Source organism: Brucella pseudogrignonensis, from assembly GCF_002252525.1.
Classification (GTDB): Bacteria; Pseudomonadota; Alphaproteobacteria; order Rhizobiales; family Rhizobiaceae; genus Brucella; species Brucella pseudogrignonensis.
In genome coordinates, this window is the sequence record NZ_NNRM01000006.1 from 240,254 (window position 1) to 260,202 (window position 19,949).

A 19,949-nucleotide genomic window follows, 5' to 3' on the forward strand; every position below is an offset into this window, starting at 1 on the left:
CCAAAACTAATTCTCCACAGACCCTAGACCGTTGCTTCTGTTTGATGCGGCAGGCGAAGTGGATCAGCCTGCAAGTCCATCTCAAGATGGAGTTGGCGTGTGAACAAACCATTATGCCCAAGACCTTTGCCGATATGAATGACGGATGCATCTTTTAATGGGCCGGTCAAAATTGCATACGCGCGTTTGCGCGCTTCTTCATCCATACCGTCCAATGTGCCATCAATCACGATCCAGCTTGGATTTTGCAGAACAAGCCGCGCGAGTGCCAGGCTTTGCTGCTCGTCATCAGTGAGCGTCCTATCCCAGCGCAAGGTACGATCAATCTGTGGTTCCAGACGCTCCAGCCCCGCGAATTTCAGCACTTCCGCGACCTGATTTTTAGAGAAATCGGCAGCATTCAGTGGATATACAACGGCGTCATGCAGGTTGCCGGGTGGGATATAAGGCGCATGAGGGATAAACACCACGCGATCACCAGCGGGCAGCCCGATGCGTCCGCTTCCCCAAGGCCACAAACCACCGAGAGCACGGAAAAACCGGCTGCGCTCGGTCTCCGTTGCCCCTGTCACAAACAGACGTTCGCCGGGGTTGATCGCTACTTGCTTCTCAACAAGATTGAGACAGCCGTCAGGTACCGCAATCGACAAACCGTCGATGGTCAAACGCTCGTCTTCGTTCGTTTCGAGCGTGATCTGGCGATCAATATGGCCGATATCATCCATTCGCAAGATAGCCTGACGGAAGCTTGCAACGCGCAAAAGCGTTGCACGCCAGTCTGCAATCGCGCCGAAATTATCGACGAACCAGCGCAGAGAATTATGTACCTGCGTGAAGGCACCCACAGCCATCATAAGGCCACCGAAGGTCAGCCCGCCGGAAAAATAGACCGGTGCCGCGACAAGAATCGGAGCAATAATCGTGAACCAGCCATAGCCTGCAGTTACCCATGTGAGGTTCGTTGTCGCAATGACGATCCTCTTGATCGCGCTCAAAACGGCATCGAGATCGCGATCCAGCCTGCGGCGCTCATCAGCTTCACCGCGTGCGAGTGTTACGGCATCGATATGCTCGTTAACCCGCATCAGCGAGAAGCGGAAATCAGCCTCGCGCGCATAGCGGTTGGCATTGTGATTGACGAGGCTGCGACCGACAAACCACGAAAGCAGCGACGCAGAGCCCGCATAAAAAACAGCCGCCCAAACCATGTAACCGGGAATAGAAAAACTATAACCCCAGACATGGAAGACAAAGCCGCTTGAAAGCGACCATAAGACGCCAACGAAACTCACCAGAATGACTGTCGATTGCAGCAGATTGATGCCGAGATCGCTCGTCGTTTCGGCCAGATGGCGTGCATCTTCCTGCAAGCGTTGATCGGGATTGATGCCAATTTCGCCAGCCTTTGCCAGTCGAAACGCCCTCCCCGGCTGCAACCACTGACCAACCAGATCACGCGCCAACCCATCGCGCAGCTTCAGCTTGAACATCTGGTTCAGCCAGGTCTGTGAGACGTTAAGGATGAGAACTGAGCCGGCAATGGCAAAGAAAATTAATAGCTGATGGAAAAACGCACTCAAATTGCGGTCCGATAACGCATTGTAAAATGGCACGTTCCAGCGGTTGATTGCCACTTGCCCGATAGCGATCAGAACGATCAGCACGAAGATACCTGTTCCCAAGGCGATCAGCTGATTACGAACGGGGGACACCCAGAACGCGCTCATCATCATGCGAACTTGCGAGAGAAGATCGCTGCCGTCCTGCTTGCTCTTATCCGGATGACGACGAGGCGGGCGAGTAGCCCTATGCGGCTTATCCTGCTTTGATTTGGACACCACGTCTTTCCTCATCGGGCTTGTGTTTGGCAGATGCAAAACTTTGCTAGTGGCTTGAATTTGACGTTTGAATTCCGGCTGACACTTATGTTGTTTCAAACGTCAAATTCGAAAAATCCACTAGATAGAAATACTTACTAGTGGTCCTTTTAAATTCCAACATTTGCTCAGCACATGAAACGAGGGAAGCAAATGTTGGAATCAGACCACTAGTAAATATAGGCGTAAATACCAAAGGTCATGGGATTGTTCTTAAACAATTCCGGCCTCACTCTGTAGCAACATTTTGGAACTTTTGTGTGAGAACCAGACCGCTCACTTTATCGGATGCTTGCACCTGCTTATCCAGCTGGCAGCATTATAAAATGCATCCCCGTTTGAGGAATAAAACCATCTCTTTTCATCTCTTCCAGGTGCATTTGGCAGACGTTAGCGATCACATCTGGATCGGAATATGAAAAAGCATTTCAAAAATAGGCCTTTAGAGATATCAAAGCCTGTCTTGTATTGGTCAAATTTGTCGCATATAGTCGGGCAATCGATTTTTCGGTCAAGTGACTTTGCGACCCGCCCGGCCTGCCGTGCTTCCTGACGATCTCCTGTCCATAAATTCGATCCACAGGGACGTGTGCGAAGCATACGGACTACACGACTACTAATGTTACAAAGGAATTTCCCATGGCTACGGGAACTGTTAAGTGGTTCAACACGACCAAGGGCTTCGGCTTCATTCAGCCTGATCAGGGCGGCACGGACGTATTCGTTCACATTTCCGCTGTTCAGCGCGCTGGTCTGGCCACGCTCGATGAAGGCCAGAAGGTTACGTACGAAATCGTACAGGACCGTCGTTCGGGCCGTTCGTCTGCCGACAACCTCGTCGCAGCATAATTTTTGCCGCAAGGCAGAGGAAAGGCGGGACTTGTCCCGCCTTTTTTATTTGCCCGATTTCTTATTCGATAATATTCAAACTTTTATCAGCGCACTCGCTCCCAGCATAAGAGCCGCGACCAACGCTGCTACGGTGCGAACATGGTTCCAAAGAGTCCAGTCGCGCACATAAGCGATCCAGACATCCGCTGATGCAGCAGCATTTGCATCCATGACGGCAAGCTGATCATTGAGCGGCACATTCAGAATCATGGTTACGCCAATGGTGCCGATCAGATAGATGCCAGCACCGATCATCGTCCACTTCGACAGGCTGCCAAAACCCATCAGCCCGAGCGCAATTATCGCCAGACAGAGCAATGCTGTTCCGAAAAAGACGGCAAAGAATGTACCATTAATCACTGTTATGTTGATCGACTGCATTGCCGATATACCTGCATTTGCCGGAATGCGTGCGAGAGCAGCCATCACAAAACTTGAGAACGCATAGAAAATACCGCCTGTAATCGCACTACCCCATGCCGTCAGCAGCACAAGCAGTTGAAAACTCATCGTCATGATCCTTCCTCCCAAGCGCCTTCTTCAGCGGCCTTGCGGGCAAAATCTGCAAAGCGGCGCGGCTTTCGACCCAGAGCTTCCTCGACGCCCTTCGCCACTTTGCCGTTACGGCCATCAAAAAGCTCAGTGAAAAGATAGCGTAGAAGCGCAATGACATCTTCAGGCAGCGCCTGTTCGCGCAACGCCACTTCATAATCAGCAAACGAAACAGAATAGAACGACAGTTCCCTCCCCGTAGCGCTTGCGAGCTCGCTCACTGCATCATTAAAACTCAGCAGTTCCGGGCCTGTTAGCTCATAGAGGCGATTGCGGTGGCTCGATTGCGTCAGGGCTGCAACCGCCACATCAGCAATATCGTCGGCATCGATGAACGGCTCTTTTGTCTGTCCGACCGGCAACGTCAGCGAACCCGATAAAAGCTCATCCCGCATGTAGTTTTCACTGAAGTTCTGCATGAACCAACTTGCGCGCAGCACGGTCCAGTCAAGGCCGGAGGTTTGAAGCACCTGCTCGGCAGCTTCGGCCTCCTCCTCACCTCGTCCGGAAAGAAGAACGACATGTTTCACACCCGCCGTCTTCGCGACCATCAGAAATGCGCGGATTGCATCTACCGCACCCGGCAAAGCCAGATCCGGCTGATATGTGACATAGGCCCGTGTGACGCCTTCAAGCGCCCCTGCCCAACCGGATTGATTACTCCAGTCAAAGGCAATTTCCGTGCTTCGCGATACGGCACGAACAGACAGGCCCTTCTCCCGCAATTTCTCCGCAACGCGCCTGCCGGTTTTGCCGGTCGCACCGATCACCAGATAAAGATCATTCGAGTCCGTATTCATTTTCCATCTCCCAAAATATGAGTATCCCTCATATTTGCAATATGTGAGCAATCCTCATATTCTGTCAAGAGCGGATAATGTGAGTCGGTCATGAAGCAGAATTCGGGTACGGAAACAGAAGTAATCGGTGCGGCAATCCTGCGACGCACGCCCAGTCAGAGCCGGGCACAGGAAAAAATCCGCCGCATAGCGGAATGCGCGACCGCGCTGATCGCCGCAAAGGGCAGCGACAGCCTGAAGATGAGCGAAATTGCCCAGCAGGCCGGCATTTCGATCGGTGCGCTCTATCAGTATTTTCCTGATAAAAGCGCCTTGATCCGGTATCTGTTTGAAAGCTGTAACGCGCAATCGCGTCAGTGCATCGAAGATGGACTTGCCGCAGCAAATTCAAGCGACGAATTGATTGCTGCATTTAACGCCTTGATTGACGAATATCTGGCTTTGATGCGGCTGGAACCAGCAATGCGCGATATATGGTCGGCCATGCAGACCGATAAATCCCTGTCGAAGCTGGAGATTGCCGAAAGCCGCCAGAATGGCAAACTGCTAGCGGATACAATCCGCCAGATCGCCCCCGATAAAGACACCGCCCAGCTGGACGAAACAGCTTTTCTGCTGATGCATTTTGGCGAATCCACCATGCGCATTGCCGTCGAGGTTGCGGAAGATGAATGCTACGCGCTGATTGAGGCTTATAAAGTCATGGCCACGCGCAGCTTGCGAGACCTCATGAGCCATTAAAGCATTTCCAACAAAACTGCGAAGCGGTGTTGCGTGAGGATAATGCGTAAAACAAAAGATGGAGCGGTTCCAACAATTTAGTATTAACTGGAACCGCTCTGAACCTTAAGGCAGCCAGTCCATCGAAACATGCCCTTGATCGGCTGCTACGCGCTTAAGCCACGCATTCACTGCCGGATAGCGATCCATGTTGAAGCCGCCCCGATGCGCCTCATGCGTATAAGCATAAAGAGCAATATCAGCCACCGTCAGGCTGTCACCTGCCAGGAAAGGTGTCTTCTTCAATTGCTCTTCCATAACGCCGAGCGCCTTGTCGCCACCGGCAAGGGTCGATGCCAGACGTTCAGGCGTCGCATCACGGGCGCGCTCCGGATAGACCATCAAGGCACGGCGCACCGCGACATAAGGCTCATGGCTGTATTGCTCGAAGAACAGCCATTGATAAACCAGCGCCCGCTCATAAGCGTCTTTAGGCAGATAGGGCGTCCCTTCAGCCAGATGGAGAAGCATGGCATTCGATTCGGCAAGGAAGCGACCATCTTCCAGTTCAAGGAGCGGAACCTTACCATTCGGGTTTTTCGCCAGATATTCAGGTGTTCGCGTCGAACCGTCGAGGGATGAAACGGTGACGTGCTTGAAAGGCTTACCGAGTTTTGCGAGCAAAAGCCGTGGCTTATAGCAATTTCCGGAATCTGGCTGTGAATAGATCGTGAGCATTTGCTTCTCCTGTACCGGCATAACATGTCCGTCAGACTGAAAGCTGTCCAATCAGTTTCATTGAACGAATATGTGCGGATATCTGATGGATCAGAACTTTTCAGCAACACAATCGCGCGAGAAACCGGAATTTCTTGCGAAAATGCAAAGCTTTTGTTGCGATTCGTGCGCCGATGCGACATAGAAAGTCCGCAAAACCGGACCGTGCCCGGTGCCGGTTATCTGATCCTGCCATCTATGGAGATCTATCATGGCATTTCTCGCCGACGCCCTTTCTCGTGTAAAGCCATCTGCAACCATCGCGGTCAGCCAGAAAGCACGTGAACTGAAAGCCAAGGGCAAGGACGTGATTGGTCTCGGAGCGGGCGAACCCGATTTCGACACACCAGACAATATCAAGAAGGCTGCCATCGACGCGATTAATCGCGGCGAAACCAAGTACACGCCAGTTGCTGGTATTCCTGAGCTGCGTCAGGCCATCGTTGCTAAGTTCAAGCGCGAAAACGGCCTCGACTATAAGCCGGAACAGGTTATCGTCGGCACCGGCGGCAAGCAGATCCTGTTCAACGCTTTCATGGCGACCCTGAACCCAGGTGATGAAGTGATCGTGCCTGCCCCATACTGGGTAAGCTACCCGGAAATGGTTGCGATCAACGGCGGCACGCCAGTTTTCGTCAACACGAAGATCGAAGACAACTTCAAGCTGACAGCAAGCGATCTTGAAAAGGCGATCACGCCAAAGACCAAGTGGCTGATCTTCAACTCGCCATCGAACCCAACCGGCTCGGCATACACTGAAGCAGAACTGAAGGCTCTGACCGACGTTCTCGTCCGTCATCCGCAGGTCTGGATCCTCACCGACGACATGTATGAACATCTCGTCTATGGCGATTTCGTCTTCACGACGCCTGCACAGGTTGAACCTTCGCTCTATGATCGAACGCTCACCATGAACGGCGTATCGAAGGCCTATGCAATGACCGGCTGGCGTATTGGTTATGCCGCAGGCCCGCTGCAGCTCATCAAGGCTATGGACATGGTGCAGGGTCAGCAGACCTCCGGCGCTTGTTCCATCGCTCAGTGGGCAGCGGTTGAAGCGCTCAACGGCACGCAGGACTTCATTCCGGAAAACAAGAAGATCTTCCAGGCTCGCCGCGATCTGGTCGTATCGATGCTCAATCAGGCAACCGGCATTCATTGCCCAACGCCAGAAGGTGCATTCTACGTTTACCCATCCTGTGCAGGACTGATCGGCAAGAAGACGGAAGCTGGCAAAGTCATCGAAACCGACGAAGACTTCGTAACTGAGCTGCTCGAAGCAGAAGGCGTTGCAGTTGTTCATGGTTCGGCATTTGGCCTTGGACCAAACTTCCGCATTTCTTATGCGACATCCGACGAACTGCTTGAAGAAGCCTGCTCACGCATTCAGCGCTTCTGCGCAAGCCTGCGTTAAAAGCTATAAATACAAATGACGAAGGGGCCGAAAGGCCCCTTTTTCGTATCTTCACCTCAAGAGAAAAACCAAGATCAGGCGAAAAGCCAAAAAAAAAGCCAGACAAATGTCTGGCTTTGAGTTTTGAAGGTGCCTTCAAGGCAAACCTCCAGAGGGGAACACTCAGCGCGCGCAAATGGGAGGAGGAAACGCAGCGCTGAGATGACTTATATATGCCTTGTGCTCATTGTTTTTGCAATGCAACTTTAGCGCAATACAGCTATGCGTTTTTTGCATGGCTAGAAAATCAATAAAAAGTCAATATATTCATAGAGTTAGAGATTAACCACTTATCCGACTTTCTTAACTGGCTATTATAGAGCCGCCCAAACAGAAGGCATAGCCGAACAATCACTGCCTCTAAAAATAGCAAATCACTTCCGTAAATCGCAAGCATCCGCCGCTGTCATGAAACTATCATGGCACTGAATCTGACTTGTCACAGAAGAGGCATAGAAGCCCTCGCAAGGCCGCAGCCATCCTTTTTGAATGCCGAAACGGCACATGCTGCAGCGCACCCCTTATCCAACAAGGAGCGCCATCTTGCGTATCGTCCAGATTACCGACACCCACCTCAGCCCAACCAAGTCGCACTTCAACAGCAATTGGGCACCCCTTGTTGCGTGGATTGAAGAACAAAAGCCGGATCTCATCATTCACACCGGCGACCTGACGGTTGACGGTGCAGATATGGAAGCGGATCTCGCTTTCTGCCGCGAACGTATCGCCGAACTTACCGCCCCTGTGCTGAGCCTTCCCGGCAATCACGACATCGGCCACCTGCCCGGCAGCCATCAACCTGTCAACATGCAGCGCCTGAAGCGTTGGCGTGATCATTTCGGGCCAGACTACTGGGCTAAAGATCTCGGCGACTGGCGCGTCATTGGGCTTAACAGCCTGATTATCGGTGCTGACTCCGCTGAGGAAGAAGAACAGTTCCAATGGCTTGAGGCAGAGCTGAATAACAGCGATGGCAAGCCTGTTGCTATTTTTGCGCATAAGCCGGTTTTCGTCGATCAGCCAGATGAAGGGGACACGGGCTACTGGGGTATTCGTCCCGCTCCACGTCAGCGCCTCTACGATCTGTTTGCCGCCAATAATGTAAAGCTTCATGCAAGCGGCCATCTTCACCGCGCATGGGCTGGGGAAGCTTATGGTACAAGCTATATCTGGGCACCGGCAGCAGCATTCATCGTGGGCGCCATGGAACGTGACCTGCCCGGTGAGCGTATTCTGGGAGCAGCTATCCACGACCTCGGCGAAACAGTAAAAAGTGAAATCGTCCGTATTGAAGAGCTTACACCTTACGTCATTGATGATGTGGTGCATGAAGTCTATCCGCATCACACCGGCGATGGTGAGGCGGAAAAGCTTGCTGAGGAGGCTACTCAGTGAGCACGCTTGTCCTTCGCGATATCAGCAAGTCTTACGGCAACAATCAGATCCTTGACGGTATTTCCATTGAGGCCGCAGAAGGCGAGTTTATTGCACTCGTGGGTCCGTCAGGTTGTGGCAAGAGCACGTTGCTGCGCATTCTAGCAGGCCTTGATCACGCCGATGAAGGCAGCATTGCCATTGCCGGACGCGATATCACAGGCGCCCATCCTGCTGACCGCAACATGGCGATGGTCTTTCAATCCTATGCACTTTATCCGCATTTAACGGCGGCGCAGAACATCGCGGTTCCTCTTGCCATGCGCGATATGACCACTCTGGAACGCTTTCCACTGGTCGGCGTACTCGTTCCGGGGCAACGCAAGAAGCGAGCAGCCATCCAAAAGCAGGTCAAAGCGACAGCGACCAGCCTTAAAATCGATCATCTGCTTGATCGCAAGCCGGGCCAAATGTCGGGTGGCCAGCGCCAGCGTGTTGCGCTTGCCCGTGCTCTTGTCCGTCAGCCCGGCGCGTTTCTAATGGATGAGCCGCTGTCCAACCTCGACGCCAATCTGCGTGTTCACACCCGGGCGGAAATCGTGGAGCTACATCGCCGCGCCGGCGTGCCGACAATCTATGTAACGCACGATCAGGCTGAAGCGCTGAGCATGGCCGACCGTGTGGCTGTCATGATGGGCGGTAAGCTACTGCAGATTGATACGCCAACTGCGATCTATAATGATCCAAAACATATTGAAGTCGCTCAGTTTATCGGCACACCGCGCATCAATATCCTTGACGCTCTGGTGAGCGACAATGGCATCGTCCATTTTGCTGGCCGCGCGATACTGCAAGGCATCGCGGCACATTCTGGCACGCAAATCCGCGTCGGCATCAGGCCCGAACATTTCCGCATCGTTCCACACGACAGAACCGGTATCACTGCCACGGTTTCGCGGATTGAGTTCCTGGGCTCGGAAGTGTTGATCTATGTAAAAGCTCCCGGCGCGTCACAGGATCTCACAGTCAAGCTTGATCCCGCGAACGCAAAACATATTGCAGCGGGCCTCGCCGTTGGCCTGCATTTTGATGCAGACAACGCCTATCTTTTTGGCGACGACGGTCTGCGTCTGCGTCAACCCGCCGGGAATGCAATACAACTTGCCCCGCGGGAAAAGGCGCCAGCTCATGTCTGACGCCGCTCTTCCTCACACGGGTTTAACCAACGCTCGCACGGCTGCAGAAAAGGCACGCCGGCGTGAAGAACGCCTTGCCTGGAAGCTTGCGGCACCGGCCATTCTCCTCACAACACTTTTGATCCTGTTACCGACAGCAGCTGTGATCTTCTGGAGCCTCACCAATTTCGAGTTGGGCTATGACGGCTTTGAATTTATCGGCCTTGATAACTACCGCGAGTTATTCACCGACCGCACGTTTTTGATCTCACTCAAAAACACGGCAGTTTACACAGCCATCGTAGCTCCGGCTTCCGTTTTTCTGGGCCTTGGCGTGGCGCTTCTTATTGAAAGCGAAGTTCGCGGCAAATCATTTTTCCGCACGGTTTACTTCCTTCCTGTCGCTTCGCTTCTCGTCGCCATGGCAACCGTCTGGCAGTATCTGCTGCATCCAACGCTTGGTCCGGTAAATGCAATGCTTGGGATGATCGGGATTACCGGCCCCAACTGGCTAGGCTCCAGCGATACCGTGCTCTTTAGCCTTGCACTCATTGGCGTCTGGCAGAGCGTCGGCTTCAACATGGTTCTGTTTCTTGCTGGCCTGACCGCGATACCACGCGAACTTTATTCGGCTGCGGAAGTTGATGGCGTGAAAAGCAGCTGGGAACGGTTTCGTCTGGTCACTTGGCCTCTGCTCGGCCCCACCACGCTGTTTGTAACGACAATCAGCATTATCAATGCAGTGAAAGTCTTTGAGACAGTCAAAACACTGACCGAAGGCGGTCCAAATAAAGCATCCGAAGTGCTGCTCTGGACCATTTATCAGGAAGGTTTTGTCTATCTGCGCGTGGGCTATGCCTCTGCGATGACCGTGATTTTCCTCGCTGTGCTGATCGTTCTGATGATGCTGCAGTTCCGCGTGCTGGACCGTCGTACCCATTATTGAGGAACCAGAAATGACTTTTGCCCGTTCCTTCCGTCTCGGCTTGCTTTCGTTGGGTGCGCTTATTTTTCTGGCGCCCTATATCTTCATGCTATCGACGGCCGCCAAATCGCAGCAGGATATCTTTTCCTCTTCACTTTCGCTCATTCCGCAAAACTGGGCTCTTTGGGATAACCTCACCAAAGCTTTGACGCGCGTTCCGATGGGACTTCTGCTGTTTAACGGTGTCGTCGTCTGTGGGCTGGTTCTCGTCGTACAGGTGGTGATTGCCATACCGTGCGCTTATGCAATGGCAAAGCTGCAGTTTCGCGGTCAGCGCACGATGATGATGCTGGTCATGCTTGGCCTTCTTGTTCCGATCCATGCAACGGCCCTCCCGTTCTATGTCGGCTTCAATCAGCTTGGCGTTCTCAATAGCTACTTCGCACTGAGCGCACCGTTCTTCATTTCGGTTTTCGGCATTTTCCTGTTTCTACAGTTTTTCCGTGCTCTTCCGGATGACCTCATCAGCGCTGCTCGCCTTGATGGAATGTCCGAAGCAGGCATCGTCATGCGCGTCATTGTTCCAAATGCGTGGCCTGCCATAACCGCTTTCTCGATCTTTTCGGTGGTCGCACACTGGAACGATCTGTTTTGGCCGCTCATCGTCGTCAATGGCATGGAACGGGCCACACCACCGCTCGGTCTCCTCTATTTCCGCGCAGCAGAAGCTGGCGACGACTATGGCGCACTGATGGCGGCAACGCTCATCATCACCCTGCCGCTTCTCCTCGCGTTTCTCGCAGCCCAACGCCGCTTCATCGAAGGCATTACTTTAACCGGCCTCAAAGGCTGAAATCCTCCCCGCCCTCCCTTATCCTCCCAAGGAGTTAAACCATGAAACGCCTTTCCAGCGCTCTTGCCGCTCTGGCTGTTGCGACCGGCCTCGTCTCTCCGGCTTTCGCAGAAACCACGCTTAACGTGCACTATCCGATGCCCGGCTTCTTCAAAGATGTCATGGCCGACATCTCGAAGAAGTTCATGGAAGAAAATCCAGATATCAAGATCAACTTCGTAAGCCCCTCAGCGACTTATGAAGAAGGCATCCAGACAATCATGCGTCAGGCTGGCACCTCGGAACTGCCAGACATCACTTTCACTGGCTTGAACCGTCTGCGCGTACTGGCTGAACGCAATATCGGCGTCGATATGAAGCCGCTCGTTGATAAGGAAGCAGACCTTGAAGCTCAGGGCTTTACCGATCACCTGCTAAGCCTTGCTCGCGTTGGTGATCGTCAGGTCGGCCTTGCTTTCGCAACGTCAAACCCGATCATGTATTACAATGCCGATCTGGTTAAGGCTGCGGGCGGCAACCCAGATACACCGCCAACCACCTGGGACGAGGTGATCGAGCTCGGCGGCAAAATCAAGGCACTCGGCAACGGCAATGAAGGCATCGACTTCCGTTGGCAGGGTGACGACTGGATGTTCTCAGCGCTGCTTTTCGGCGCGGGCGGCACCATGCTCACTGAAGACGAAAAGAAGGTTGCCTTTAATGGACCGGAAGGCCTTGAAGCCTTCAAACTCGTTGATCGCTTGGTGAAAGAAGGCGGCATGCCAGTTTTGACCAAGGCTGCGGGTGAACAGGCTTTTGCTGCTGGTAAGGTAGGCTTCGCATTCCAGACCACTGGCGCACTGCGCAACACGATCAAGAATGTTGGCGATAAGTTCGATATGCGCACCGCCAAGATTCCACTGCTTAACCCTGAAAAGGGTCGCTTGCCGACGGGTGGTAATGCAGTTGTCATCCTGACCGAAGACCAGGCAAAGCTTGAGGCAGCCTGGAAATTTGCCAAATTTGCTGCAGGCCCATACGGCGCATCGGTCGTTGTACCAGGTACCGGCTATGTACCGAACAACGAACTGGCTGCGCAGTCGGATGAATATCTCGGCAAATTCTATGAAGAAAATCCGCTCTTCAAAGCTGGTCTGAGCCAGATGTCGATCATGATCCCTTGGTATGCATTCCCGGGCTCGAACGGCGTCAAGGTAACACAGACCATTGTCGACAACCTCTCGCGCGTTGTTGAGCAGTCGGCTACGCCTGAAGATGCTCTTGCCGATGCATCGAAAGAAGTTCAGCGCCTGCTGCCACGCAAATAGCTTCACAAAACAAAAAGGCCGCGCTGGATTGTCCAGCGCGGCCTTTTCTTGTCAAAAACGAGATCAGAAGGTCCAGTTTCTTGCCTTCGAGAACAGGAAATCACGGAAAGCATGAAGCTTGGCAGAATTCTTCAGCGCTTCCGGATAACAGAAGAACGTGTCGAAGGATGGGATTTCCTCAAGCTCAGGCAGAAGCTGAACAAGCCCGGATTCCTTGTCCGCCATATAGTCAGGCAACACCGCAATTCCGACACCACGCTGGACCGCACGACGAATGGAAAGCAGATTATTCACCTGCAAAACCGGAATGCGTGAGCTGCCATCGGACCGACCAGCGATCTCGAGCCAGTTCAATCCTGTCAGATAGCTTGGAGCAGGCTCACCGAATGTCACAACCCGATGCTGGTCGATCTCGTCTATGGAATTCAGCTTCCCATATTTCGAGACATAACCCGCAGAGGCATAAACATGCATATGCACGGTGAACAGGCGGCGCTGGATGAGGTCAGGCTGCTGGGGCTGGCGCAAGCGGATTGCGCAATCCGCATGACGCATGGTCAGATCCAGTTCCTCATTATCGAGGATCAGCTGCAGCTGAATATCCGGGTAAAGCTCGACAAACTCCTGAATGCGCTCGATCAGCCAGCCCGAGCCAAGACCAACCGTCGTGGTCACACGCAGGCGACCCGTCGGCTTTTCCTTGCTTTCGGCAAGTTTGGAGCGGACATTTTCGAGCTTCATCAGCACGTCATGCGCCGTGCGATAGAGCGTTTCACCCTGTTCCGTCAGAATAAGCCCACGCGCATGACGATGAAACAGCGGAACGCCGACATCCTGCTCAAGCGCGCTGACCTGACGCGAAATAGCCGATTGCGACAGATGCAATGTCTGCGCGGCATGGGTAAAGGACCCCGCTTCCGCGGCAGCATGGAATATGCGCAGTTTATCCCAGTCGAGCGGTGCGACCACCTTCTCCCCCTCTCGTTACTCCGCAGCTTCGTGCAGCGGTTCCTGTGCAGCCAACCAGCGCTCTGCTTCCAGAGCAGCCATGCAACCCATACCTGCTGCCGTTACAGCCTGCCGGTAAATATCGTCCGTAACGTCACCGGCGGCAAAAATGCCTGGAACGTCAGTGGCCGTTGAATCAGGTGCAGTCCAAAGATAGCCGTTTGGCTTCTGCTTGAGTTTGCCCTCGAACAAAGAAACGGCAGGTGCATGGCCAATGGCGATGAAAACGCCATGAACGTCGTGAACAGCCGTTTCGCCCGTGACAACATTCTTGAGGCGCACGCCGGTCACTGTCGCGCCCATTGGTGGCTTGGCCTCGGTGCCGACGATTTCGTCGATGACGCTGTTCCAGACGACTTTAACATTGTCGCGGTTCAGCAGGCGATCCTGCATGATCTTTTCTGCGCGGAAGCCTTCGCGGCGATGAACAACGGTCACACTCTTCGCGATATGCGAAAGGTAAAGCGCTTCCTCGACAGCGGTATTGCCGCCGCCGACAACCACAACATCCTTGCCGCGATAGAAGAAACCGTCACAGGTCGCACAAGCTGAAACGCCGCCGCCCATGAAGGTCTGTTCGCTCTCGAGCCCCAGCCACTTAGCCTGCGCACCAGTCGCAATGATCAGCGCATCACAGGTATAAACCGTGCCTGAATCGCCGATCAGGCGGAATGGACGCGATTTCGTATCGACCTCTGTGATGATGTCATAAAGAATTTCAGCGCCGACATTCTGAGCCTGCGTCGCCATCTGATCCATCATCCATGGACCCTGAACAGGTTCGGCATAGCCCGGATAGTTTTCCACATCGGTGGTGATCATCAGCTGACCACCCTGCTGCAAACCGGTAATGATGATCGGCTTGAGCATGGCGCGCGCTGCATAAATGGCTGCTGTATATCCTGCCGGACCTGAGCCGATGACAATGACGGGCGCGTGACGCTGTGACATGGGTAGTTCTCCGGTCCCAAAAATCGATTTAAATCGCGGACTTCAAGCTTACTAGAATCGCCTTCGCGCTCAGCTCTGCCAATGCCCTGATATTATGGCCAAGGTAGGTCTGCAAACTGGCCATTGCAAGGTTCGACCAGCATTTGAAGCCCGTTAGCCACAGCTTGTGACCTTTCGGCATGGCTATACGTCACACCACATTGCAGCTGGCAATTTCCCGCGTTAAACACACAGGATATGAAGCAGCTTCTAAAAAACGCTGGAGCCGACCGCCATCTATAAGACAGTCGCCAATATCTGTGCGCGTTTCGGCCTTGTTATGGCTGTTGCAATGCTGCTGCCTGCAGCCATCGATCTGCGCGACGGCAGCGATGACTGGCTGATTTTCGTGCGCTCTGCTGCAGCAACCGGAGCGCTATCCGCGCTGATCCTGTTTGCCACGCAAAACCAGAACACGCGCTTCACACCACGTCTTGGTTTTTTGCTGACTGCCTGCCTGTGGCTCACTGCAAGTTTTCTTGGCTCTATCCCGCTTTATTTTTCGCATCTGCCAATCAGCTACGCGACGGCATTCTTTGAGGCCATGTCGGGTGTGACGTCTACAGGAGCTACAGCACTCACAGGCCTTGATGACATGCAGCGCGGTATTCTGCTGTGGCGCTCTCTGCTTTGCTGGATCGGGGGCGTTGGCTTCATCGGCTTGGCCCTCTTGATGCTGCCGTCGTTGCGAGCTGGTGGTCTGGCGCTGTTCCATATGGAAAACTCGGACAAGTCGGAAAAAATTCTGCCGCGCATGAACCAGATCGCGCTTGGCATTATTTTGGCTTATCTCACCCTGACAGCCGCCTGCATGATCGCTTATTTCGCTGTCGGGATGAGCATCTTCGATGCAATCAATCATGGTTTGGCGACGGTTGCGACGGCCGGTTTTTCGACCCATGATAATTCATTCGGCTTTTATGAAGGCAACCGAATGTTGCTGGTTGTTTCGACAGTTTTCATGGTGCTGTCGGCCCTGCCCTTCGTTTTATACATCAAGGCGTTTATGCCACGCCGTACAGAACTGCTGAAAGATCCCCAGGTGAAACTCTTCTTCACCATCGTAATCGGTTTCAGCTTCGTTCTCGCTGTCGTACTGCGCCTTGGTTCTAACGTTCCATTTGGCGATGCGCTGATTTCAGCTTCGTTCCACTTTGTCTCGGTCATCACAACCACTGGCTTTACAACCGAAGATTACTCACTGTGGGGACCACCCGCGATAGGCATCTTTTTCCTCGCGTCTTTTCTGGGCGGCTGCGCAGGCTCGACGTCCGGCGGCATCAAGATGAACCGTCTCATCATCCTGTGGAGCTTGACGCAAGCCAATCTGGCACGCCTCGTCATGCCCCACGCTGTTATTAAAATCCGGTACGGTTCATCGGAAGTGTCTGGCGAGATCGCCCAGAACGTATTGCTCTATCTCTTTCTCTATATCGCATCGCTCATTATCGGCGCGGTCTTACTCGCTTCACTTGGCCTCGACTTCGTATCGGCCTTCACTGGTGCACTGACCGCATTATCGAATGTTGGCCCCGGATTCGGCGATACAATTGGTCCTGTGGGCAATTTTTCGACGATCCATGACCCCGCACTTTGGGTGCTCTCGTTCCTCATGTTGGTCGGCCGCCTCGAGCTCATAACCATATTTATCCTGTTCACACGTACTTTCTGGATGCGCTAACAACGCTTTAGGCGGTTTACATCCGGTCGTTTCTTTTGGTATGAGCAGGATTAGATTGCGCTATACCAGCGCTGAGTGTTTTATAATTACAACCGACTGAAATATCCTTGCGCGCGGAGTTTTGCATGCCTATCAAGGCTGATCTGGACGATATCGATTGGAAAATCCTTCGGGAGCTCCAGAATGACGGGCGCATCACCAATGTCGAACTCGCTGAACGGGTCGGAATCTCGGCCCCTCCTTGCTTGCGTCGTGTACGTAAACTCGAGGAAAGCGGCGTTATTCGTGGCTATCGCGCAATCCTGAATGGTAATGCGCTCGGCCAGGATCTGGTGGCTTTCTGCTCGGTTGGCTTGCACCGTCAGGCTGATGCCGATCTCAAGGCATTTGCGGAGAAAACGAAGCAGTGGCCTCTGGTACGCCGCGCATGGATGGTTTCTGGCGAATCCGACTTCCTGCTTCATTGCGTTGCACGCGACCTCAACACCTTCCAGACTTTCGTCATTGAAGAGCTGACCGCGGCCCCAAATGTGGATTCAGTACGCACAGCGCTGACAATTCGTCCGGTCAAGGACGAGCCGCTGATGATTCTCTGATAAGAGAAATATTCCATGAGAGAGCGACTGCGTCCCGGCGCAGTCGCTCTTTTTATTTGGAATCGAGCTCAGCTGTTAAAAACACGCTCATAAACGGCGCTGATAGCGTCCGCTTCTTTTTCGAGCGGAAATGCTTCATGCACATGGGCAAGGGCATTTTCACCATGGCGCTGCGCCATAGCCGGATCGGCAAGATATGGCTCAATCGCATCGCGAAGCGCGTCGCCATCACCCGCTGCAACAAAGCTGCCCGTGCCGTCCACGATCATTTCGGCATAAGCGCCGGCATCACTTGCAACGACAGCGGTTTTTGAAGCCATTGCTTCCAGCGGGGTCAGGCCAAAACCTTCGTTACGCGATGGCGCAACATAAAGCGTCAACCGGCGGTACCAGACACGGATATCCGGCACTTCACCTAAGATAAGAATACGATCCTGAAGACCTGCAGCAGCAATACGCGCTTTCAGATCATCCTCGAACGACTGATGTTCGGACGTCGTACGGCCGGTGATAATTGCCGTCCATTCCGGATATTTGGGTAAAAGTGCGATCATGGCGTCGACAAAAAGGTCGGTGCCTTTGGAATGACGCACACGCCCAAAACAGCCAACGGCATATTTGCCCGGCAACCCTGATGCGCTGAATGCATCAGCCGCATCGACGGGCGGATGAAAACGCTCAAGATCGACACCATGCATAATCACATCATGCGGCACTTGAAGAAAACTGCCCGACCGGCCACTGGTTGCAATCACCGCATTCATGCGACGGATCAGCCATTTGGTGAAAGGCTTGTGGTCACGCTGCGCAGCTGAGGTGAATACCAGTCGAAGCTTCATACGCAGAATATCGCGCATGAAAATACCCGCCAGCATTTCGATATTGCGGCGTGCATGCCAGATACGAAAACGGCGTTTGGCAGGCTTCTTCCAGAATGAAAAAAGTGCTGACCAGCCCAGATGCGGCAGGCTGTCAGGAAGTCCCGGCCCCATTGTTGCAATGCCCAATCCCTTTGCGCGTTGCAAAGGGATGAGCTGTACGATGGTCGAAGTCACACCCGAAAGGCGGCGCTTGAAGTTCGGCGCTACGACTTCCACCTGTTCAACGGGAACGGACACGTTTCGACTCAAGCGAACTTAAAGCCGAGAATTTCGTAGGAACGCGAACCGCCCGGTGCATTGACCTCAATGGTATCGCCTTCACCCTTGCCGATCAGCGCACGCGCGATCGGGGAAGAAATTGAAATACGACCTTCCTTCACATTGGCTTCCTGATCGCCAACGATCTGATAGATTTTTTCTTCTTCGGTATCTTCATCAATAAGCGTGACAGTGGCGCCAAACTTGATCTTGTCGCCGGTCAGCTTCGTAACGTCGATAACTTCTGCGCGGCCAACGAGGTCTTCCAATTCGTTGATTCGACCTTCATTGAGGCTCTGCGCTTCTTTTGCTGCATGATATTCGGCATTTTCAGACAGATCGCCATGTGCACGCGCTTCAGCAATTGCCTCAATGATCCGCGGGCGTTCATTTTGCTGACGCGTGCGGAGTTCTTCCTTGAGGTTTTCGAAACCGCGAGGGGTCATTGGGAACTTTTCCATACCCAGTCCAGTCCTTTCCATCGCCCGCCGCACGTCCCTCCAGGATGAGCGCGACGGCAGTTTGGTTGCCCGCCTGATCTTGAGCCGTGTTTGGCACAAGACACCCGCCCGGGAGGTGAATTCACCCGCCGGTACACAAAAAGAAAACGGTCACCGAAGCACACGCTTCGGAACCGTTCAAAGTGATGTTGCTTAAACTATAGCATTTTCGTCGATCATTTCACGAAGAAAAATTTAAGCCTGTTAATTGTATCCAAAACAGCAGCTATTTTGCAGATACAGGCCAGCTCGCTGGCCATTTTTCGGGGCCGCCCGCATAATTACCGTCGCAATCACCTTTCGAGCGTTCTTCAACGAGCACAAAGCGAACCTTGCCCTCCCCGTCGTCAGTCGCTTTCCAGACGTCATAGATGCCGCAATCACCCAATCCCCTGCCCTTGAAGAACGCTGTGATCGTTTTATTCGACTGCGACCAATCAATATTCCAGGCCTGATCCGTTGTGCTTGGTCCAGCATCTGAAATGGTCGGCAGCGAAATTGGGACGACCTGATTCTCGCTCTGGCTATAGAACACGTAAGACTGATTATATGCCCCAGGAGAACCACACGGCATTCCGATCAGATTAAGCCCATCCGCAATGTTTGCATTAAAACCGCCACCGGAGCTGAACGAATCCCCGTTTGATGTTCCGCAAACGCCATCCTCGTCAGTGAAGTCTTTGCGGACTTGTTCGGGAATCTGCTGAACATCCTTGATCAATGTCACATCAGGCGCAGGCGGGGCTGACTTGGCACCTTTGGCTTGAAGTGCATCAACCGTTCCTGCACGCGATTGCTGTTCGTCAGTATAGATCAAGCCTCCGACGAAGCCGGAGAGCGAATAGTTCGAAACCTTGCCTGCGAATTTAAGCTGCAGCTTCTGGCCATTCCTCATCGCTTCAATCAATTTGGCGACCGCGTCCGCATCTCCATAATTGAGTTGTTCATCCTGCAACTTCATGACTGACGCATCGACACTCAACGCGGGCTTTCCATCAATCGATAGCTCCAGCTTACCCGACACTTTCGATGGGTCGATATAAGAGAGTTGAAGTTCAGGCTTTGCGCCCACAGCACGACCGCGATAAATGCCCAATCCCGGCGCACCGTCACTGGCAACTGGTGTCAGGGATAATGTGCAATTCTGCGCGAAATCACACAGGACGGATGTATCACGGATCAACTTGTAGGCGGCGTAAGAGACGCCAAGACTGCTCAATATCAACGTAAAAACCGTCCCGGCCAGCAAGATAGCTTTACTGCTCTTTTTCAATGAAAGCATAAACAACTCCCCGCGTGTAAATATTTGCTTTCTTATGTGCAGCAGTGTC

At 53.2% G+C, this 19,949-nt stretch carries 19 protein-coding genes and 1 pseudogene; 11 read left to right on the top strand and 9 right to left on the bottom strand.

The window, feature by feature from the left end:
• Positions 1–23 precede the first annotated feature (23 nt).
• Positions 24–1,841: an ABC transporter ATP-binding protein/permease gene (locus CEV34_RS02495; RefSeq protein ID WP_083898634.1), complete on the bottom strand. Its 1,818-nt coding sequence runs from the start codon at positions 1,839–1,841 to the stop codon at positions 24–26.
• Positions 1,842–2,516: 675 nt separating this feature from the next.
• On the opposite strand from CEV34_RS02495, the gene CEV34_RS02500 reads away from it, so the two are divergent.
• Complete coding sequence (locus CEV34_RS02500) at positions 2,517–2,726, top strand: cold-shock protein (protein WP_007875924.1); 210 nt, start codon at positions 2,517–2,519, stop codon at positions 2,724–2,726.
• Positions 2,727–2,801: 75 nt separating this feature from the next.
• Here CEV34_RS02500 and CEV34_RS02505 read toward each other — a convergent pair whose 3' ends face one another.
• Positions 2,802–3,284, bottom strand: a complete 483-nt coding sequence (locus CEV34_RS02505) for an anthrone oxygenase family protein (RefSeq protein ID WP_007875925.1) — start codon at positions 3,282–3,284, stop codon at positions 2,802–2,804.
• Positions 3,281–4,120, bottom strand: coding sequence for an NAD(P)H-binding protein (locus CEV34_RS02510; RefSeq protein WP_007875926.1), 840 nt, complete (start codon positions 4,118–4,120; stop codon positions 3,281–3,283). Before CEV34_RS02510 ends, CEV34_RS02505 begins: the two co-directional genes overlap by 4 nt.
• Positions 4,121–4,210: 90 nt before the next feature.
• Between CEV34_RS02510 and CEV34_RS02515 the strand changes: the two genes are divergently transcribed.
• Positions 4,211–4,861, top strand: coding sequence for a TetR/AcrR family transcriptional regulator (locus tag CEV34_RS02515; RefSeq protein ID WP_007875927.1), 651 nt, complete (start codon positions 4,211–4,213; stop codon positions 4,859–4,861).
• A gap of 105 nt (positions 4,862–4,966) precedes the next feature.
• Here CEV34_RS02515 and CEV34_RS02520 read toward each other — a convergent pair whose 3' ends face one another.
• Positions 4,967–5,578, bottom strand: coding sequence for a glutathione S-transferase family protein (locus CEV34_RS02520; RefSeq protein ID WP_007875928.1), 612 nt, complete (start codon positions 5,576–5,578; stop codon positions 4,967–4,969).
• 250 nt (positions 5,579–5,828) lie between these two features.
• On the opposite strand from CEV34_RS02520, the gene CEV34_RS02525 reads away from it, so the two are divergent.
• From CEV34_RS02525 to CEV34_RS02550, 7 genes and pseudogenes are all read left to right on the top strand, one after another.
• Positions 5,829–7,031, top strand: a complete 1,203-nt coding sequence (locus CEV34_RS02525; protein WP_007875930.1) for a pyridoxal phosphate-dependent aminotransferase — start codon at positions 5,829–5,831, stop codon at positions 7,029–7,031.
• Positions 7,032–7,046: 15 nt separating this feature from the next.
• Positions 7,047–7,236, top strand: a pseudogene (locus CEV34_RS27620) (hypothetical protein).
• 377 nt (positions 7,237–7,613) lie between these two features.
• A complete protein-coding gene (locus tag CEV34_RS02530) occupies positions 7,614–8,465 on the top strand; it encodes a metallophosphoesterase family protein (protein WP_007875937.1) in 852 nt (283 codons plus the stop codon).
• Positions 8,462–9,640 carry an ABC transporter ATP-binding protein gene (locus tag CEV34_RS02535; RefSeq protein WP_007875940.1) on the top strand — a complete coding sequence of 393 codons (1,179 nt, stop codon included), beginning with the start codon at positions 8,462–8,464 and terminating at the stop codon, positions 9,638–9,640. Before CEV34_RS02530 ends, CEV34_RS02535 begins: the two co-directional genes overlap by 4 nt.
• Positions 9,633–10,565, top strand: coding sequence for a carbohydrate ABC transporter permease (locus CEV34_RS02540; RefSeq protein WP_039859965.1), 933 nt, complete (start codon positions 9,633–9,635; stop codon positions 10,563–10,565). Before CEV34_RS02535 ends, CEV34_RS02540 begins: the two co-directional genes overlap by 8 nt.
• A gap of 10 nt (positions 10,566–10,575) precedes the next feature.
• A complete protein-coding gene (locus CEV34_RS02545) occupies positions 10,576–11,397 on the top strand; it encodes a carbohydrate ABC transporter permease (protein ID WP_007875942.1) in 822 nt (273 codons plus the stop codon).
• 41 nt (positions 11,398–11,438) lie between these two features.
• Positions 11,439–12,704, top strand: a complete 1,266-nt coding sequence (locus CEV34_RS02550) for an ABC transporter substrate-binding protein (RefSeq protein WP_007875943.1) — start codon at positions 11,439–11,441, stop codon at positions 12,702–12,704.
• 63 nt (positions 12,705–12,767) lie between these two features.
• Here CEV34_RS02550 and CEV34_RS02555 read toward each other — a convergent pair whose 3' ends face one another.
• Both CEV34_RS02555 and trxB read right to left on the bottom strand, forming a co-directional pair.
• Complete coding sequence (locus CEV34_RS02555) at positions 12,768–13,673, bottom strand: LysR family transcriptional regulator (RefSeq protein ID WP_007875944.1); 906 nt, start codon at positions 13,671–13,673, stop codon at positions 12,768–12,770.
• 15 nt (positions 13,674–13,688) lie between these two features.
• Positions 13,689–14,663 (bottom strand): thioredoxin-disulfide reductase, encoded by a 975-nt coding sequence (trxB, locus tag CEV34_RS02560; protein ID WP_007875945.1) that lies wholly within the window; start codon positions 14,661–14,663, stop codon positions 13,689–13,691.
• Between the two features lie 319 nt (positions 14,664–14,982).
• Between trxB and CEV34_RS02565 the strand changes: the two genes are divergently transcribed.
• Both CEV34_RS02565 and CEV34_RS02570 read left to right on the top strand, forming a co-directional pair.
• Entirely contained in the window at positions 14,983–16,383 is a 1,401-nt protein-coding gene (locus tag CEV34_RS02565; protein WP_007875946.1) for a TrkH family potassium uptake protein, read from the top strand.
• Between the two features lie 125 nt (positions 16,384–16,508).
• Positions 16,509–16,979, top strand: a complete 471-nt coding sequence (locus CEV34_RS02570) for an Lrp/AsnC family transcriptional regulator (RefSeq protein WP_007875947.1) — start codon at positions 16,509–16,511, stop codon at positions 16,977–16,979.
• A 68-nt stretch (positions 16,980–17,047) separates the two neighbouring features.
• Here the strand turns inward: CEV34_RS02570 and CEV34_RS02575 are convergent, their stop codons facing one another.
• From CEV34_RS02575 to CEV34_RS02585, 3 genes are all read right to left on the bottom strand, one after another.
• Positions 17,048–18,097, bottom strand: a complete 1,050-nt coding sequence (locus CEV34_RS02575) for a glycosyltransferase family 4 protein (RefSeq protein ID WP_007875948.1) — start codon at positions 18,095–18,097, stop codon at positions 17,048–17,050.
• A gap of 8 nt (positions 18,098–18,105) precedes the next feature.
• A complete protein-coding gene (gene greA / locus CEV34_RS02580) occupies positions 18,106–18,579 on the bottom strand; it encodes a transcription elongation factor GreA (RefSeq protein WP_007875950.1) in 474 nt (157 codons plus the stop codon).
• A 265-nt stretch (positions 18,580–18,844) separates the two neighbouring features.
• Complete coding sequence (locus tag CEV34_RS02585) at positions 18,845–19,900, bottom strand: DUF1176 domain-containing protein (protein WP_007875951.1); 1,056 nt, start codon at positions 19,898–19,900, stop codon at positions 18,845–18,847.
• Between the last annotated feature and the right edge of the window lie 49 nt (positions 19,901–19,949).

Excerpts from the sequence above, each read along its gene's own strand:
- CEV34_RS02500 (WP_007875924.1), top strand. The coding sequence starts at position 2,517 with ATGGCTACGGGAACTGTTAAGTGGTTCAACACGACCAAGGGCTTCGGC.
- CEV34_RS02505 (WP_007875925.1), bottom strand. The coding sequence starts at position 3,284 with ATGACGATGAGTTTTCAACTGCTTGTGCTGCTGACGGCATGGGGTAGT.
- CEV34_RS02510 (WP_007875926.1), bottom strand. The coding sequence starts at position 4,120 with ATGAATACGGACTCGAATGATCTTTATCTGGTGATCGGTGCGACCGGC.
- CEV34_RS02515 (WP_007875927.1), top strand. The coding sequence starts at position 4,211 with ATGAAGCAGAATTCGGGTACGGAAACAGAAGTAATCGGTGCGGCAATC.
- CEV34_RS02520 (WP_007875928.1), bottom strand. The coding sequence starts at position 5,578 with ATGCTCACGATCTATTCACAGCCAGATTCCGGAAATTGCTATAAGCCA.
- CEV34_RS02525 (WP_007875930.1), top strand. The coding sequence starts at position 5,829 with ATGGCATTTCTCGCCGACGCCCTTTCTCGTGTAAAGCCATCTGCAACC.
- CEV34_RS02540 (WP_039859965.1), top strand. The coding sequence starts at position 9,633 with ATGTCTGACGCCGCTCTTCCTCACACGGGTTTAACCAACGCTCGCACG.
- CEV34_RS02545 (WP_007875942.1), top strand. The coding sequence starts at position 10,576 with ATGACTTTTGCCCGTTCCTTCCGTCTCGGCTTGCTTTCGTTGGGTGCG.
- CEV34_RS02550 (WP_007875943.1), top strand. The coding sequence starts at position 11,439 with ATGAAACGCCTTTCCAGCGCTCTTGCCGCTCTGGCTGTTGCGACCGGC.
- trxB (WP_007875945.1), bottom strand. The coding sequence starts at position 14,663 with ATGTCACAGCGTCACGCGCCCGTCATTGTCATCGGCTCAGGTCCGGCA.
- CEV34_RS02565 (WP_007875946.1), top strand. The coding sequence starts at position 14,983 with ATGGCTGTTGCAATGCTGCTGCCTGCAGCCATCGATCTGCGCGACGGC.
- CEV34_RS02570 (WP_007875947.1), top strand. The coding sequence starts at position 16,509 with ATGCCTATCAAGGCTGATCTGGACGATATCGATTGGAAAATCCTTCGG.
- greA (WP_007875950.1), bottom strand. The coding sequence starts at position 18,579 with ATGGAAAAGTTCCCAATGACCCCTCGCGGTTTCGAAAACCTCAAGGAA.
- CEV34_RS02585 (WP_007875951.1), bottom strand. The coding sequence starts at position 19,900 with ATGCTTTCATTGAAAAAGAGCAGTAAAGCTATCTTGCTGGCCGGGACG.